Genomic DNA, 15,912 nt, shown 5'->3' with positions numbered 1-15,912 from the left:
CCGCCGCCGACTTTGGCGCCGCCCTAGCGGGATTGTTCGGGCAATTCCAGTGCCAGCAATGCGATGCCGAGCCACAGCCCGAGCGGAAAGCTCATCCCGGCGCCAACCAGCGGAACCGGAAACCAGCCGAACAGCGGCGCGGCGCAGATCGCGGCGATGTAGATCGCCAACGCGCGGGTGGCGCGGCTCCTGGCTCTGAACCGCAAGAGGCATACCGGCAGCGTGGCCAGCGCGGTCACCGCGAGCGCCGCCAGTGCGGGGTGCACCGACAAGGCAAGCGAGACGATCTGTTCGACCTCGGGCACCGGGCTCAGCGGATCGGGGCTGAGCGTGGCCAGCACCGCCAGCGCGACCAGCACGAACGCCTGCACCAGCACGCTCGGCGCGCGGTCGGGCAGCAGCCAGGCGAGACAGGCGAGTGCGAAGCCCCAGGCCTGCGAGGCATCGGGCTGCAGCGCCAGGACCGCGGCGACAGCGAGCGCGACCGCCTGTGCAAGCCGGTTCTTATGCCCCAGGCGTGCAAGCGCGACGATGACCGCAGGCAGGACGACCCCTGCGACATTGACGAACAGCGGACCGATCGCCAGCCAGCGGTGCACGCCAAGCTGATCGGGGCCGATCAAGGTCGCGGCAAGCGCTGCAGCGCCGCCGAGCGCGATGATCGGCCAGGCAAGCCCGCGTGGTCGCGCCTTGACGATGGCGATGGCGAGCAGCGCACCGACACCCCAGGCGGCAAGGTTGTAAATCCAGCGTGACGGGGGTGTCCCGGCGCTTGCCATGGTCACCACGCCGCTGATCACCGCAACCAGCGACGTCAGCGCAAAGGCCAGGAGCAGCCGGTTGCTTGGGCTTTTCGAGCGGAGATCCGCCATCGAAGTCACGCCTGCAGCCGCAGCGCCACGTCGTTCATGAAGCGCGCGTCGTCGTCCTGGGCGAGCCAGCCCGCCTCGGCGGCGATCGCGCCGAGCATGTCGGTGAGGTCGTCGAGTTCGGTCTTGTGATAATTGCCCAGCACATGGCCGGTGACCCGGTCCTTGTTGCCGGGGTGGCCGATGCCGATGCGCACGCGGCGAAACTCGGGGCCGATATGCTGGTCGGTCGAACGCAGGCCGTTATGCCCGGCGGTGCCGCCGCCGCGTTTGACCTTGACCTTGAACGGCGCAAGGTCGAGCTCGTCGTGGAAGACGGTGACCGCGTCAGGCTCGAGCTTGAAGAACCGCATCGCCTCTCCAACCGACTGGCCGGACTTGTTCATGAAGGTTGCGGGTTTGAGCAGCAGCAGCTTTTCGCCGCCAAGCCGGCCTTCCATGGCCCAGCCCTGGAAGCGACGCTTGGGGGGCTCGAAGCCGTGGACATCGGCAATGGTATCGAGCGCCATGAAACCGACATTGTGCCGGTTCATCGCATATTCCGCGCCGGGATTGCCAAGGCCGACCCAGATTTGCATCGAGAAAACTCCCTCTCCCCTTCAGGGGAGAGGGTAGGGGAGAGGGGACTGCCTAAGCAACGTCGCCCTGACTCCCCCTCTCCCAACCCTCTCCCCTGAAGGGGAGAGGGCTAAATAGTGGATTACGCTTCTTCAGCTTCCTCATCGGCAGCTTCGCCGTCGCTCGACTTGAGCGCCGAAGGAGCAACGATGGTGGCGATGGTGAAATCGCGATCGGTGATCGCCGATTCGCTGCCCTTGGGCAGGGTCACCGCAGAGATATGGATCGAATCGCCGATATCGGTGCCGGTCACATCGACTTCGATCTGATCGGGAATCTTGGTGGCGTCGCAGACCAGCTCGAGCTCATGGCGCACGACGTTGAGAACGCCGCCACGCTTGAGGCCGGGCGAGGCTTCTTCGTTGATGAACATGACAGGGACCGAGACCTCGACGGTCGAGCCCTTGGCGATACGCAGGAAATCGACGTGAAGCGGACGATCCGACACGGGGTGGAAAGCCACGTCCTTGGGAAGCGTGACAACCGACTTGCCGTCGATTTCGACTTCAACGATCGAGTTCATGAAATGGCCGGTGCCAAGCATCTTGTTCAGATCGCGCTCGGCGATGTGAATGGCTTCCGGTTCTTTCTTGTCGCCGTAAATTACGGCGGGTACACGGCCTTCGCGGCGGAGTGCACGGGAGGCTCCCTTGCCTGCCCGATCACGCAGCTGGGCCGACAGGGTAAGCGTATCGCTCATAAACTGTCTCCAGAGTTTTTGGTGGTCGTTCAATCCCCGCGCCACGCCTCCAGGGATGACCATGGCGTCGGGGAAGGCGGGCCTATAGGCGCACGGGGCCCCAAAAGCAAGCGTCGTCGCCGCCAGCGCAGGCGGGGCCGCTATTGCAGCCGGGTGACAATGAACCCGCGCGCCTCGAGCAGTGCCTGAACGCTGTCATCGCCTGCCAGATGCGCAGCGCCGACCGCGACGAAGGGGCGGGCGCCCAGCTGCATCATGTCGGTGATCTGGTCGGCCCAGTCACGGTTGCGGCGGACGAGGATACGCTCGCGGGTCTCAGGGCGCTGCAGCAGCCCGCGGTTGGCGGCCTCGGCCAGCCGGTCGACATCGCCGGTCAGCCAGCCGGTGACCATCTCGCGATAGGCTGCGGGGGCATTGTCGGCATCGGCGATGACGCTTGCCAGCATCGCGCGCTGGTCCTCTTCGGGCAGCTGATCGAAATAGGTGAACTGGCGCGCCGCCGTTTCCAGCCCGATCACCGCCTTGTCGCGGTTGCGATAGCGCTTGGCGAGCACGCGTTCGACCCCGGCCTCGCGCACCATATCGAGATTGGCGGTGGCAGCGCCCGCCAGCGTGATCGCGGCGGCCCAGCTCTCGAGCGTCTCGAACCGGACCGGGTTGAGCCGACCCTTGGCGCGCAGCGTCTCGCCCGCCTCGCGCAAATCTGGGGGTAGGCGCTCGGCGAGCGGCGGCTGGTCGGGGCTGTTGCCCATCGCCTGAAAGGTCTTGGTGATCGTCGCGGAATCCTCGAGCCCGACGACTTCGAGCACCAGCCGGTCGCTCGAATCCATCGCCTGTTTCATCTTCGGGGTTATCCATTTGAGGCCCGCAGGCAGCGCGTGGATGCCTCCGAACAGCCAGGCCTCTCCGTCAGGTCCCTTGACATGCCAGAGCGCAGGCGCGCCCTTTTTGGGGCCATCCCATGCAGCCATCGAAGGAAAGGCGCTGCACGCTTGGGCCAGCAGCAGCAACGGCAGGATCAGCCAGCGCGATACGATACGGTTCATCGCCCCTAGTTAGGGATAGCCGCTGCCAAAGGGAACAGCCCGTGCGCGCATCACACAGCGAAGCGTGCTTCGATCTCGTTGCGGATGCCCGGCACCAGCCCGGGGTCGGCGTTCAGCAGTGCCGCTTCCTCGTCGCAGATCGCCAGAAACGCGCGGCGCTTGAAATCGGCGAGCACCGCATCGGGCAGGGCGTTGCCCGGTGGTAGCGCGGATGCGATGATGTCGATCAGCCGTTCGGCGCCGTGCAGCCGCCCCCACAGATAGTCGTTCTCGCGATACCTGCGGCTGAAGAACGCGCCGAAGCTGTTGAACTGGATGCCCTTGAGCGTCGCATCGGCGCCGCCCGTGCGGATCGATTGGGCGTCGTCGGGTGAAATCCGGTCGACCTTGATCGGGTCGTATTCGTTCTGCCCTTCGCCTTGCAGCAGCGGCAGCGTGGCGATGTCGTAGAACGGGAAGCCCAGATAGGCGAGCAGCATCGAGCGGCGGCTGGCCTTGGGCAGCATCGCCAGCGCGCTGGCGAGCTGCTCATCGACGATGGCGTCGGCAGCGCTGAGGTCGCGCCGGGCGGCAAGCTCGGATATCGCCATCGCCGGATTGCCGATCGCCGAGGCTGCAATATCGGTGAAGCCATGGCCGAGCATATCGGCGGTCTCGCGATCCAGATAATGCGACAGGCAGGTGTAGAGCGTATCGTGCATCGCGACGACCGCTTCGGGCGGGGTGCGGCCCGATTGCGCGATGTCCTCGCCCAGCCTGCGCGCCAGAAAGCGCAGGCGGCGGATGCGGAAGCCAAGGTCCTGGGTTCGGAAGAAGGCGATCGCCTCGTCGCTCGCGCCGCCGCCCTTGCCCGACAGCCGGTCGAGCCCGGTGCGGCGCAGCTCCGCAGCGATCGCCTCGCGCAGCCGCTCGGCATATGACGCCCTTGGCCCCTGATAGGCGCGGCGCAAGGTATCCACGATGTCCTCGACGATCGAGGCCATCTTGAGCTGTCCGTACGAGGCATAGGCAAAGCCCGCCATGTGCGCGGCGCGGTCCTGCGCCTTGTTGCGCCAGTTGGTCAGCCGCCTCGGTGTGGGGCTGTCGAGGAAAAGCGTGTAGCCGAACAGCTTGCTCACCGTCTCCTCGACCTCGGTGCGCAGCGAATCGGTGATCATGCGCATCTGGCGCACGCGGCTGGTGCGCCGCTCGATCCCTTCGAGATTGTCGCGGATCGGCTGTTCGCGCGGGATGTCCGAGATTGCGCCGAAGATCGTCGAGAAGAAGCCGGGCAGCCGTTGGCCCATCGCGTCGCGCTGATGGGCCTGGTCCATTCCGCCAGCGATATCGGGCTTGGGATCGATATAGACGAAGCGCCGGTCGATCTCGCGGTGTGCAGGCCGGTTCTTGAGCGCGTCGATCGCCTGTGAGAATGGCGCGTTGGCGAGCACCGATCCGTCGATCAGCACAGCGGTCTCGCCATGCCCGTCCGCGTCCTGCCCGGGAAAGATGCGACGCAGGAAGCTCTCGCGTCCCGGCCAGCGTTTCTCGCGCTTGGCCAGCATGCGGTCCATCTCGGCGACGTTGAACGGCGGGAAGGCACCGGGAAAGCTCGCGGTGGCGCGCGCGGCGAAGACGAGTTCGGCGGGATCGGCCAGCGCATCGTCGCGACCGCGCATGTAGCGAAAGCCGATCGACAGCCGGTGCTCGGTCTCTACGACTTCGGCAGGGCTGTTGAGCCGCAACCGTTCGAGATGTCCCTTGAAGTCGGTGACGGTCACGAACAGGTCGAGCGGCTGGCCGATCGGGATCAGCCTCGGCCCGGCAGGCGTCGCCGCCATCGCCTCGAACGCATCGTAAAGCAGCCTGGAAAACCCGGTGCCGCTGAACGGCGGTGCGAACCAGCGCGCACGCACCAGCCGCGACAGCTTGGTGCGCACCTCGCTGCGCGCTTCGGGCGCTACGCTGCGGTCGAGCGCGCCGCCGGGCCGGCGCAGCAGCAGCCACACCAGCGGCTGCGCCCAGAACTTGGTGAAGCGCGACCACGGCCGCGCATCCGGATCGAGCAATTGGTCGATGTCCGCGCATTCGAGCCACAATTTGGTCAACGGCTCGAGCGACTGGCCGCTGGCGAGAGCCTGTGCCAGGAACACGCCGTTGATGCCGCCCGCACTGGCGCCTGCGATGATGTCGGGCAGCAGCCGCAATTTGACTTGGCCATGTTCGGCGACCGTCTCGAACAGCGCGCGGTAAACCCCCTGGCTGCCGCTCGCAGCCGGTTCGCCGGCATGGAAGTTGCGGCTTGCCCGCGTCGCGCGCCAGATCTCTTTGGTGATGCCGTGCATGTACACCGCAAGGCTGATGCCGCCGTAGCAGACCAGGGCAATGCGGAGTTCTTTCTGACGCATAAAGGGAGCGCGGACCTTTCTGGTGGCGTTTGCCGTCCGTGAATATTCGTTTCGAGCCTATCTATGTTACGCCCGCCGCCAATCGCAAAGCGGCAATTGCGTTCCAGTTTTGTTCGAGCTATGCCGCGATCATGGCCAAGCCCCGCAAAACCTATGTCTGCCAGGCCTGCGGCAGCGTCGCCAACCGTTGGCAGGGCCAGTGCGCCGACTGCGCCGAATGGAACACGCTGGTCGAGCAGTCCGCCCCCACCACTTTTTCGGCGCGGCACGATCTTCAGACCGGAGGTCATCGGATTGCGCTGTCGCGGCTCGACAGCGTCGTCGAATTGCCGCCCCGCATCAGCACCGGAATCGCCGAGTTCGACCGCGCGCTGGGTGGCGGGCTGGTCGCGGGATCAGCGACGTTGATGGGCGGCGATCCGGGGATCGGCAAGTCGACCTTGCTGCTGCAGGCGTCGGCGAACATGGCCAAGGCGGGCCATGCGATCGTCTATATCAGCGGCGAGGAAGCTGCCGACCAGGTGCGGCTGCGCGCGCTGCGGCTGGGGCTCGCCGATGCACCGATCGAGCTCGCCGCGGCAACCTCGGTGCGCGATATCCTCACCACGCTGCGCGCGATGGCGCCGCCGGTGATGCTGGTGATCGATTCGATCCAGACGATGCACAGCGATCTTATCGAGGGCGCGCCGGGCACCGTCAGCCAGGTGCGCGCCTCGTCGCAGGAATTGATCCGCTTTGCCAAGGACACCGGATGTGCGGTGATGCTGGTCGGCCACGTCACCAAGGATGGCAGCATCGCCGGCCCGCGCGTGCTCGAGCATATGGTCGACACCGTGATGAGCTTCGAGGGCGAGCGCAGCCACCAGTACCGCATCCTGCGATCGATCAAGAACCGCTTCGGCGCAACCGACGAGATCGGCGTGTTCGCGATGGAGGAGGAGGGGCTGTCCGAGGTCGGCAATCCATCGAGCCTGTTCCTCAGCGACCGCGACGCGCAGATGCCGGGCACATCGGTGTTTCCCGCGCTGGAGGGCACGCGCCCCGTGCTGGTCGAGATCCAGGCGCTGACCGTCCGGTTGTCGAGCGGCGCGACCCCGCGCCGCGCCGTCGTCGGGTGGGATTCGGGACGGCTGGCGATGGTGCTCGCGGTGCTCGAGGCGCGCTGCGGCCTCAGCTTCTCGACCGCCGAGGTTTATCTCAATATCGCAGGCGGCTATCGCCTGTCCGATCCTGCCGCCGACCTTGCCGTCGCCGCCGCGCTGATATCGGCATTGTCCGAACGACCGATCGGCGCGGGCACGATCGTGTTCGGCGAACTGTCGCTGTCGGGCGAGCTGCGCCCGGTCGCGCACGCGGGCCTGAGGCTGCGCGAAGCGGCCAAGCTCGGCTTTGAAAAGGCGCTGGTTCCGGCCAGTGTCACGGCCAAGGGCAAGGGCGCAGGGGACAACGCAGGGATGCGGCTGTCTTCCTATGCAAGGCTGGCAAATCTCGTTGACCAACTGCTTGGCCGAAACTAGCGCATCAGGGATGACCGCATTCGATATCATCGTGCTGACGCTCCTGGCAGGCGGCGCGATTCTGGGCTTCAAGAACGGATTTGTCCACGCGGCGGTCACGCTCATCGCGTGGGTCGCCGGCATATTCGCGCTGCGGCTGTTCCATGCGCCGGTAACGATGTTGCTGAAGGAACCGGTGGGCAACGACAGCGGCGCTGCGGCGCTGGCTCTGGTGGGGCTGTATCTGGGTGTCTATCTGCTGGGCAAGATCATCGCCAACGCACTGCGCGCGCGCGCGCGCAAATCGGTGCTGGGGCCGATCGACCGGGTGCTGGGTTTCGGCTTCGGCGCGCTCAAGGGGCTGATCGCGGCGACCCTGGCGTATCTGCTGATCACCATGGTGCACGACATCATCTGGCCAGGCGAGGGCCAGCCCGAATGGATGACGCAAAGCCGCACGTTCCCGCTGCTCAACGCCAGCGGCACCGCTTTGGTCGATCTTTACGATTACCAGCAGGCGGTCGCCGATGATTGAGCGCGCGCAACCGATTCCGAAGGCAAGGGCATGACGACGCCCGGCAAGGCCTTGTATACGCCCGATATCCTTTCGCTTGCGGTGTCGCTGATTGACTGGCCGTTGGCCGAAGATCTGCCCCGCCAGGCGGAGCTGCGCTCGCAAAGCTGCGGATCGGTGGTCCGCGTCGGGCTCGATCTCGGTCCGGATGGCCAGGTGGCGCGCTTCGGTATCGATGCTCGCGCCTGCGCACTGGGCCAGGCGTCTGCGGCGGTGCTCGCGGGGCATGTCGCGGGGCAGGACAGGGCCGCGCTGATCGCGGCGCGCGATGCGCTGGTCGGCTATCTCGCCGGGGAGCGCGCCGATCCGGGCGCGTGGCCGGGGATCGAGCATCTGGCGAGCGCCTTGCCTTATCCCGCGCGGCATGGTTCCATCCTGCTGCCCTGGCGCGCGGTGGTCGCAGCGCTCGATCACGTCTGAACGGACCCGACCTTATGGAGCATGGCGGCGACATCTTCCTGTCCGGCACGGTGCTGCTGGCGGCAGCGCTGGCGTTCGTGCTGCTGTTCCGCAGACTGGGCCTGGGCGCGGTGCTGGGCTATCTGATCGGCGGGATCGTGATCGGTCCCGAGGTGCTGCAACTTGTTGATGACCCGGCGCTGATCGTCGGCTTCGCCGAGATCGGCATCGTGCTGCTGCTGTTCCTCGTCGGGCTCGAACTGGCGCCGGCGCGGCTTTGGCAGCTCAAGCGAGACATTTTCGGACTGGGGCTGTCGCAGGTCGCGCTGTGCGGCGTGGTGCTGGCGGCGTTCGTCTATTTCGTCACCGGATCGAGCTGGGGCGCAGCACTGGGGCTTGGGCTGCCGCTCGCGCTGTCCTCGACCGCACAGGTGCTGCCGCTGCTGCAATCGCAAGGTCGCCTGAACACCCCCACCGGCGAGCGTGCGTTTTCCATCCTGCTGTTCCAGGACCTGTCGATCGTCCCGTTGCTGACCATCGTCGCAGCCTTGTCGCGCGCGCCGCAGACAGGGCCGCAAACCCCGGGCTGGCTGACAGCGATCTATGCGCTGGCGGCGATCGGCGGGCTGGTGGTGGCGGGTCGCTATGGCCTCGCGCCGCTGCTCAAGCTGATCGGCAAGGTGGCCGAGCGCGAGCTGTTCATCGTTGCCGGACTGTTCGCGGTGTTCGGCAGCGCCGCGCTGATGCACTCGATCGGCATCTCCGCAGCGCTGGGCGCGTTCGTTGCGGGCGTGATGCTCGCCGATTCGCCGTTCCGGCACGAGCTCGAGGCGGACATCGATCCGTTCCGCTCGATCCTGCTCGGGCTGTTCTTCCTCGGTGTGGGCATGATGCTCGACATTGGCGTGATCCTCGCCGACCCGATGTTCATCGTCGCGATGGCGCTGGCGCTGGTGGCGATCAAGGTGGTGATCATTTTCGGGCTCGCCAAGGCGTTCGGGATGGAGAACCGCGCCGCATTGGTGCTGGGATTGCTGCTCAGCCAAGGGGGCGAGTTCGCGTTCGTGCTGTTTGCAGAGGCGCAGGCGGCACTGCTGATCGCGCCCGCCGCCGCCAGCCGGTTCGGCGCGATCGTGACGCTGTCGATGGCGACCACGCCTTTCCTGATGCTCGCCACCCGGCTGTTCGGCGGGGTGCGCGGATCGGGCACCGAAGATATGGTCGATCCCGAGCAGGCGCGGCAATCGAACGCGATCGTCATCGGTCACGGCCGGTTCGGCCAGGCCGTGGCGCAGATTTTCGCAGGTGCCAACATCTCGGTGACGCTGATCGACATCAACCCCGAGCAGATCAGGCTCAGCGGCGAGTTCGGACGCAAGGTATTCTATGGCGATGGCACGCGGATCGATCTGTTGCGCCGGGCAGGGGCGGAAGGCGCAGGCTCGCTGCTGTTCTGCATGGACGACAAGGATTTCGGGCCTGACCAGATCGGCCCGATCGCCCACGCATTTCCCGATGCGCAGATCTTCGTGCGCGCATGCGACCGTCGCCAGCTGCTCGCGCTCAAGCATGCGCCGATCGCGGCAGCGCAGCGCGAACTGTTCGAATCGTCGGTCAAGCTGGCGCACACGGCCTTGCTGCGCACCGGCATCGATCCGGTGATGGCCGACCGGGTCGTCGAGGAATACCGCAGGCGCGATTGCGAGCGGCTTGAGCTGCAGATGGAGCAGGGCAACATGCACGCGGGGAAGCATCTGAGCTTCGGCGCGCTGGATTCGCAGGCGTTCGATCCCGAGGCGAGGTAGCCACAGTATCGCTCACCAAAGCGCCAAAACATTGGACGAACGCAATGCCAGTGCCTATGTACCGGGCTCGTCAGGGATAATCATCGCACCGTGAAGTTTCTTCTCGCCTTGCTGGCCATGCTCACCGGGTTCTCGGTGACCGATGGCGTGCGCGTTGCCGAACCGGCGATCGCCGAGGGCGACAGCGCGCTGCGTGGCGCCTGGACCGGGGATGAATCGCGTCCGAATATCGCGATTGCCGCAGTGTTTCTGGTCGCGACCATCCTGCCTTTGGTGCTCGCCTGCGCACCCTCTGCGCGCTGGAGCGCCACGCCCGCGCGTCGCCGCGTCACGGCGACCGTCCACCGCTCAGACCGGCTTCTGCAATAAGACCCTTGCGGTTCGGACAGTCCGGTCAGGACTGTCCTGCGCGCGCCCGATCGGCGGCGCCACGCTTTTTTTTACAGCCTCGCAAGCAGGCTGTGCTGCATCGCCAGGAACTGCGCGCAGCGGCATTCATATCCCAACATTCTAAGGAATTTCCGCCATGCTAGGCGCCATTGCCAAATCGCTCTTCGGGTCCGCCAACGACCGTCACGTCAAGAGCCTGCTCAAGATCGTCGACAAGATCAACGCCTTCGAACCCCAGATTTCACCGCTGTCCGATGAGGAACTGCGCGGTCAGACCCAGAAGTTCCGCGATCGGCTCGCTGCGGGCGAGACGCTCAACGACATCCTGCCCGAAGCGTTTGCCACGGTGCGCGAGGCATCGATCCGCACCCTTGGCATGCGGCACTTCGATACGCAGATGGTTGGCGGCATCGTGCTGCACGGCGGCGAAATCGCCGAGATGCGCACCGGCGAGGGCAAGACGCTGGTGGCAACGCTTGCCTGCTATCTCAATGCGATCGAGGGCAAGGGCGTTCACGTCGTCACCGTCAACGACTATCTCGCCGCGCGCGATGCCGAATGGATGGGCCAGGTCTACCGCTTCCTCGGACTGACGACCGGCGTGATCGTCCCCAATCTGGGCGAGGCGGCACGGCGCGAGGCGTATGCCGCCGACATCACCTACGCCACCAACAACGAGCTTGGCTTCGACTACCTGCGCGACAACATGAAGCACGACCGCAGCCAGATGGTGCAGCGGCCGTACAACTTTGCCGTGGTCGACGAAGTCGATTCGATCCTGATCGACGAAGCCCGCACTCCGCTGATCATCTCCGGGCCCACCGACGACAAGTCCGAGATGTACATCGCGGTCGATGCGATCGTGCTCAAGCTCGACGAGAACGATTACGAGAAGGACGAAAAGGCCCGTTCGGTTATCCTCACCGAGGAAGGCACCGAAAAGGCCGAACGCCTGCTCGAGGAAGCTGGGTTGCTCGAGGGCAGCAACCTGTATGATGTCGAGAACACCCAGATCGTTCATCACCTCGACCAGGCGCTCAAGGCCAATGTGATGTTCAAGCGCGACATCGACTATATCGTCAAGGATAACGAGATCGTCATCATCGACGAGTTCACTGGGCGCATGATGGATGGCCGTCGCTGGTCGAACGGCCTGCACCAGGCGGTCGAGGCCAAGGAACGGGTGCAAATCAAGCCCGAGAACCAGACGCTCGCCTCGATTACCTTCCAGAACTATTTCCGCATGTACCCCAAATTGTCGGGCATGACCGGCACCGCAGCGACCGAAGCGGCCGAGTTCTTCGACATCTACAAGATGAACGTCGTCACCATCCCGACCAACAAGCCGATCCGCCGGATCGACGAGGAGGACGAGTTCTACAAGAACACCGCCGACAAGTTCCAGGCGATCGCCAAGGGCATCCGCGAGAAGAACCTGATCGGCCAGCCGGTGCTGGTGGGTACGGTATCGATCGAAAAGTCCGAGCTATTGTCCGAATATCTCAACAAGGAAGGCGTTCCGCACAGCGTGCTAAATGCACGCTTCCACGAGCAGGAGGCGCGGATCGTGGCGCAGGCCGGGCGTTTGGGCGCGGTAACCATCGCCACCAACATGGCGGGCCGCGGCACCGACATCCAGCTTGGCGGCAATGTCGAATACCGCATCGATGATGAGCTGCGCGACATGCCCGAAGGCCCCGAGCGCGAGGCTGCCATCGAAGCCATCAAGGCGGAAGTGGCTGCCGAGAAGGCCAAGGTGCTCGAGGCTGGCGGCCTGTTCGTGCTGGGCACCGAGCGGCACGAAAGCCGCCGCATCGACAACCAGCTGCGCGGCCGTTCGGGCCGTCAGGGTGACCCGGGCCTGTCGCGCTTCTATCTCTGCCTCGAAGACGACCTGCTGCGCATCTTCGGCCCCGATACGCTGTTCTCGCGGATGATGAAGAACAACCTCGCCGATGGCGAAGCGATCGGTTCCAAATGGCTGTCCAAGGCGATCGAGACCGCTCAGAAGAAGGTCGAGGCGCGCAACTACGACATCCGCAAGCAGGTCGTCGAATATGATGACGTGATGAACGACCAGCGCAAGGTGATCTACGAGCAGCGCGCCGAAATCATGGACGCCGATGCGGTCGACGATGTCGTGCTCGATATGCGCAACGACACCGTCAACACGATCGTTGGCGAAGCCTGCCCGCCGGGAACCTATCCCGAACAGTGGAACGTCGAAGGTCTCAAGGCACGGGTGACCGAGGTGCTGGGTCTCGACCCCGATATCGACTCCTGGCTGCAGGAAGATGTGATCGAGCCCGACATGATCGAGGAGCGCATCCGCACGATGGCGGAGGCCAAGGTCACCGAAAAGGCAGAGCAGGTCGAAGAGGGCATGTGGCGTTCGATCGAGAAATCGGTGCTGCTGCAGAGCCTCGACCATCACTGGAAGGAGCACCTGGCCACGCTCGACGCGCTGCGTCAGGTCGTGTTCCTGCGCGCCTATGCCCAGAAGACGCCGATCAACGAATACAAGCGCGAGGCGTTCGGGCTGTTCGAGCGCATGCTCGAGGTGATCCGCGAGGACGTTACCGCCACGATCATGAGCCTTGAGGTTCGCGAGCCGGAAATCCCCGCGCTGCCCGAATTGCCCGATTTCCTGACCACGCACTTCGATCCGTTCACGGGGGAAGACAACAGCGCGGATATCGACGGCGGCACTCTGGGGACGGTCGCCACCACGCTGCCCCCGCGCCAGTCGCCGATGCCCGAGGCGTCAGAGGATCTGTTTACCGGCGAAATCAGCCGCAACGCGCCGTGCCCTTGCGGATCGGGCCGCAAGTACAAGCACTGTCACGGCAAGGCGGCCTGATAGCCGATGTGGGGGCTGGCCGGCGGCTTTGCGCTGACCGCCCTGGTTTATGCTTCGGTCGGCTTTGGCGGCGGATCGACCTATAACGCGCTGCTGGTGCTGGCCGACACCGATTACCGGCTGCTCCCGGCGATCGCGTTGCTGTGCAACCTGATCGTCGTCACCGGCGGCACCATCCGCTTTGCCCGGGCAGGGCAGGTGCCCTGGCGCCCATTATGGCCGATCCTGCTGCTGTCTGCGCCTTGCGCGTGGGTGGGCGGCATGCTGCCGGTGGACAAGCCCTTGTTCATCGCGCTGCTGGGGTCAGCATTGCTGCTCGCGGGTTTGCTGATGCTGATGCAGCACGAGCCTCGTGACCCTGACACCCCGCCAAAGCCGCGCCAGCAGTGGATGGGCATTCCCATTGGCATGGGAGTCGGGTTCTTCAGCGGCATCGTCGGCATCGGTGGCGGCATATTCCTTGCGCCGGTGCTGCATCTGCTGCGCTGGGCGAATGCGCGGCAGATCGCTGCGAGCGCCAGCGTCTTCATCCTGGTCAACTCGTTCGCAGGGCTGGCCGGGCAGCTGAGCAAACCGGACGCTGCAGCCACGCCGTGGGCATTGTCGGCCTATTGGCCGCTGTTCCTGGGCGTGCTGGTCGGCGGGCAGATCGGTAGCCACATCGGCGTGCGCCTGCTCCCGCAAAAAGTCATCCGCATCGGCACCGCGGCTCTCATCCTGTATGTCGCGGCGCAATTGCTGTGGCAGCGTTTTGGTGGGTGAGCCTTGATTTGGACCATCTCATAGTCTAAATTTCGCAACGGCTTTATCCGGAGGTTGGCATGGATGTTTCGGTAACCGACGCGAAAGCGCAATTGACGGACCTTGTCAGACGGGCTGAGGCTGGCGAGGAGGTCGTTCTAACCCGGCATGGCCATGCGATCGTTCGGATCGTCCCGGTCGGGCCGGTAAAGAATGCGCAAGCGCGCAAAGCGATTCTGGATACTGTTCGAAAAATGGGCGCGGCCAATGCTGCGCCAGGCCCCTCTGCGGCGCGTAGCCAAGATTATCTGTATGGTGAGGATGGGCTGCCGCTGTGATTGCGGTCGATACGTCCGCGTTGATGGCAATCGTGCTGGATGAAGCACAGGCCGCATCTTGCGCAGCGATATTGGCGACGGACCAGCCTCTGCTGATATCTGCAGCGACGTTGACGGAATCATTGATCGTGGCTGCCGGAAGGCACATCCAGCCAGAGATGATGCAACTGATCGCAGGCTTGGGTTTCGAGACGGTGGCGGTCACTGAGGATTTTGCACGCCGCGTCGCAGACAGCTACGCCCTCTGGGGCAAGGGTATCCACCCGGCAGCGCTCAATTTCGGCGATTGCTTCGCGTATCAGGTCGCAAAGGACCGACGCTGCCCGCTTTTGTATATCGGCAATGATTTCGCTAAAACTGACATCGTCAGCGCACTTTGAAAAGGGCTGGCTCCCCGAGTAGAAAAGGTGATGCATCGCTAAACCTCCGTATTTTATCGATTTTTTCGGTAGAATTTTGCCGGATACCCCGGTGTATGCCCCTTGGTCTGGTCGGTGACGGGGTATCAGCCGTCGCCGCACCAGCCGACCGGATCGGCTTTCCAGCTCTCCACATCGGCCTCTCGCCAGGCGACTCGACGGCCGCCCAGCGGGCGTGGCGAGGGGAAGGTGCCGCTGGCGACCTTGCGGTAAATCGTGGCGCGGTGAAGCGACGTTTCCCGGACGACGTCTTTGAGCGACAATAATCGGCCGCACTGGCCTGGCTGGGGTTGCATGGCTTCAGCTGCTCCCGTTCTGGAAAGGCTTCTGGTGGGCGCATCCCAGCGAGCCGCGCGTGGCGCATCGCGGGCAGGGATCGGCGCTGGTGGCATGGGGGCGCATGTCAGCCGGGCCACGATCGGGCGTGATGAGCGCGCCTCCGACATCGAGATCGAGCGGGTGGTTGTGGCCGGTGTAGCGCGCCCAGGCGCGGCGCTGCTCGCGCATGCGCGCCTCTTCGCGGATCTGCTGGGCGAGCTGGTTCATGCTGTGAACGACTCTCGGTTCGCCAATTCGAGCAGCACGTCTGCATGACACCAGCGACTGGTAAGGGGGCACCAGCACTGCAGGTCCATGCCAATCAGGCGTGGCAAAGCGGAGTGGAGACGCTGGCGCAGGCGGCCTAGCGCTTCGATCTCCACTGGGCAAAAACCCAACCTGCCAAGAGCGAGGGCACCAAGCCGGTTGTCTGTCCAGCACCTATAGAGTGCAACACTACGCGCATGGCCAAAGCGTCTGGAGTCGAACGGGTTGGAATAAACGGTAGGACGACCAACATAGATCACGCCCGGAGGGGTGATGGTGCCCTTGCCTCGTTTTCGATGCGAGCGGCGTGGTACGCCAGCTTTGATAACGGGGGCGCAGCCCCCGTTATCCAAAAATGGCGACGGCACGAGGTCAAACATAGCCATAGCCATCGCCATAGCCAGAGCCATAGCCATAGCCAGAGCCATAGCCATCGCCATAGCCATCGCCAGAGCCATAGCCAGAGCCAGAGCCAGAGCCAGAGCCATCGCCATAGCCATAGCCATCGCCATCGCCATAGCCATAGCCATCGCCATAGCCATCGCCATCGCCAGAGCCATAGCCATAGCCATCGCCATAGCCATCGCCAGAGCCAGAGCCAGAGCCATCGCCATCGCCATAGCCATCGCCAGAGCCAGAGCCATCCATTGTCTGCCCCGCAGCGGCGAGCGCGTAATCGCGCTCG

18 protein-coding genes are annotated in these 15,912 nt (G+C 64.7%); 9 read left to right on the top strand and 9 right to left on the bottom strand.

The genetic code is table 11. From position 1 onward, the window contains the following. Positions 1–23: 23 nt before the first annotated feature. The 5 genes from ACK4R0_RS12730 to ACK4R0_RS12710 all read right to left on the bottom strand — a co-directional run bounded on the left by ACK4R0_RS12730 (position 24) and on the right by ACK4R0_RS12710 (position 5,620). Positions 24–872, bottom strand: coding sequence for a hypothetical protein (locus ACK4R0_RS12730; RefSeq protein WP_409674446.1), 849 nt, complete (start codon positions 870–872; stop codon positions 24–26). Between the two features lie 5 nt (positions 873–877). Next, positions 878–1,447 (bottom strand): aminoacyl-tRNA hydrolase, encoded by a 570-nt coding sequence (gene pth, locus ACK4R0_RS12725; protein WP_409674444.1) that lies wholly within the window; start codon positions 1,445–1,447, stop codon positions 878–880. A 122-nt stretch (positions 1,448–1,569) separates the two neighbouring features. Next, complete coding sequence (locus tag ACK4R0_RS12720) at positions 1,570–2,187, bottom strand: 50S ribosomal protein L25/general stress protein Ctc (RefSeq protein WP_409674442.1); 618 nt, start codon at positions 2,185–2,187, stop codon at positions 1,570–1,572. Between the two features lie 140 nt (positions 2,188–2,327). Then, positions 2,328–3,233 (bottom strand): TraB/GumN family protein, encoded by a 906-nt coding sequence (locus tag ACK4R0_RS12715; RefSeq protein WP_409674440.1) that lies wholly within the window; start codon positions 3,231–3,233, stop codon positions 2,328–2,330. 50 nt (positions 3,234–3,283) lie between these two features. Then, on the bottom strand, positions 3,284–5,620 hold the full coding sequence (locus tag ACK4R0_RS12710; protein WP_409674438.1) for a patatin-like protein: 2,337 nt from the start codon (positions 5,618–5,620) through the stop codon (positions 3,284–3,286). Positions 5,621–5,751: 131 nt separating this feature from the next. On the opposite strand from ACK4R0_RS12710, the gene radA reads away from it, so the two are divergent. From radA to ACK4R0_RS12665, 9 genes are all read left to right on the top strand, one after another. Next, positions 5,752–7,137 carry a DNA repair protein RadA gene (radA, locus tag ACK4R0_RS12705; protein ID WP_409674436.1) on the top strand — a complete coding sequence of 462 codons (1,386 nt, stop codon included), beginning with the start codon at positions 5,752–5,754 and terminating at the stop codon, positions 7,135–7,137. Between the two features lie 10 nt (positions 7,138–7,147). Beyond that, a complete protein-coding gene (locus tag ACK4R0_RS12700; protein ID WP_409674434.1) occupies positions 7,148–7,651 on the top strand; it encodes a CvpA family protein in 504 nt (167 codons plus the stop codon). 30 nt (positions 7,652–7,681) lie between these two features. Further along, positions 7,682–8,110 (top strand): iron-sulfur cluster assembly scaffold protein, encoded by a 429-nt coding sequence (locus ACK4R0_RS12695; protein ID WP_409674432.1) that lies wholly within the window; start codon positions 7,682–7,684, stop codon positions 8,108–8,110. Positions 8,111–8,124: 14 nt separating this feature from the next. Continuing rightward, positions 8,125–9,894, top strand: a complete 1,770-nt coding sequence (locus ACK4R0_RS12690) for a monovalent cation:proton antiporter-2 (CPA2) family protein (RefSeq protein WP_409674430.1) — start codon at positions 8,125–8,127, stop codon at positions 9,892–9,894. A 90-nt stretch (positions 9,895–9,984) separates the two neighbouring features. Next, positions 9,985–10,263: a hypothetical protein gene (locus tag ACK4R0_RS12685; RefSeq protein WP_409674428.1), complete on the top strand. Its 279-nt coding sequence runs from the start codon at positions 9,985–9,987 to the stop codon at positions 10,261–10,263. A gap of 157 nt (positions 10,264–10,420) precedes the next feature. After that, a complete protein-coding gene (secA, locus tag ACK4R0_RS12680) occupies positions 10,421–13,144 on the top strand; it encodes a preprotein translocase subunit SecA (RefSeq protein ID WP_409674426.1) in 2,724 nt (907 codons plus the stop codon). 6 nt (positions 13,145–13,150) lie between these two features. After that, positions 13,151–13,906 (top strand): sulfite exporter TauE/SafE family protein, encoded by a 756-nt coding sequence (locus tag ACK4R0_RS12675; RefSeq protein ID WP_409674424.1) that lies wholly within the window; start codon positions 13,151–13,153, stop codon positions 13,904–13,906. 59 nt (positions 13,907–13,965) lie between these two features. Continuing rightward, a complete protein-coding gene (locus ACK4R0_RS12670; RefSeq protein ID WP_409674422.1) occupies positions 13,966–14,223 on the top strand; it encodes a type II toxin-antitoxin system Phd/YefM family antitoxin in 258 nt (85 codons plus the stop codon). Then, on the top strand, positions 14,220–14,603 hold the full coding sequence (locus ACK4R0_RS12665; RefSeq protein ID WP_409674420.1) for a type II toxin-antitoxin system VapC family toxin: 384 nt from the start codon (positions 14,220–14,222) through the stop codon (positions 14,601–14,603). The genes ACK4R0_RS12670 and ACK4R0_RS12665 overlap by 4 nt, the downstream gene beginning before the upstream one ends. A 125-nt stretch (positions 14,604–14,728) precedes the next feature. Here the strand turns inward: ACK4R0_RS12665 and ACK4R0_RS12660 are convergent, their stop codons facing one another. The 4 genes from ACK4R0_RS12660 to ACK4R0_RS12645 all read right to left on the bottom strand — a co-directional run. Continuing rightward, on the bottom strand, positions 14,729–14,938 hold the full coding sequence (locus ACK4R0_RS12660) for a helix-turn-helix transcriptional regulator (RefSeq protein ID WP_409674418.1): 210 nt from the start codon (positions 14,936–14,938) through the stop codon (positions 14,729–14,731). Positions 14,939–14,942: 4 nt separating this feature from the next. Next, the gene (locus ACK4R0_RS12655; RefSeq protein ID WP_409674416.1) at positions 14,943–15,188 is read right to left on the bottom strand and encodes a hypothetical protein; all 246 of its coding nucleotides are present in this window, start codon (positions 15,186–15,188) and stop codon (positions 14,943–14,945) included. Then, complete coding sequence (locus tag ACK4R0_RS12650; RefSeq protein ID WP_409674414.1) at positions 15,185–15,607, bottom strand: DUF4326 domain-containing protein; 423 nt, start codon at positions 15,605–15,607, stop codon at positions 15,185–15,187. The genes ACK4R0_RS12655 and ACK4R0_RS12650 overlap by 4 nt, the downstream gene beginning before the upstream one ends. Beyond that, positions 15,600–15,912, bottom strand: a 313-nt coding sequence (locus tag ACK4R0_RS12645; protein WP_409674412.1) for a hypothetical protein, incomplete at its 5' end; no start/stop codon positions are given. The genes ACK4R0_RS12645 and ACK4R0_RS12650, both read right to left, overlap by 8 nt.

Origin of the sequence: Blastomonas sp. (assembly GCF_046294995.1) — a bacterium.
GTDB lineage: Bacteria > Pseudomonadota > Alphaproteobacteria > Sphingomonadales > Sphingomonadaceae > Blastomonas.
This window is presented reverse-complemented; position numbering and strand designations above follow the sequence as displayed.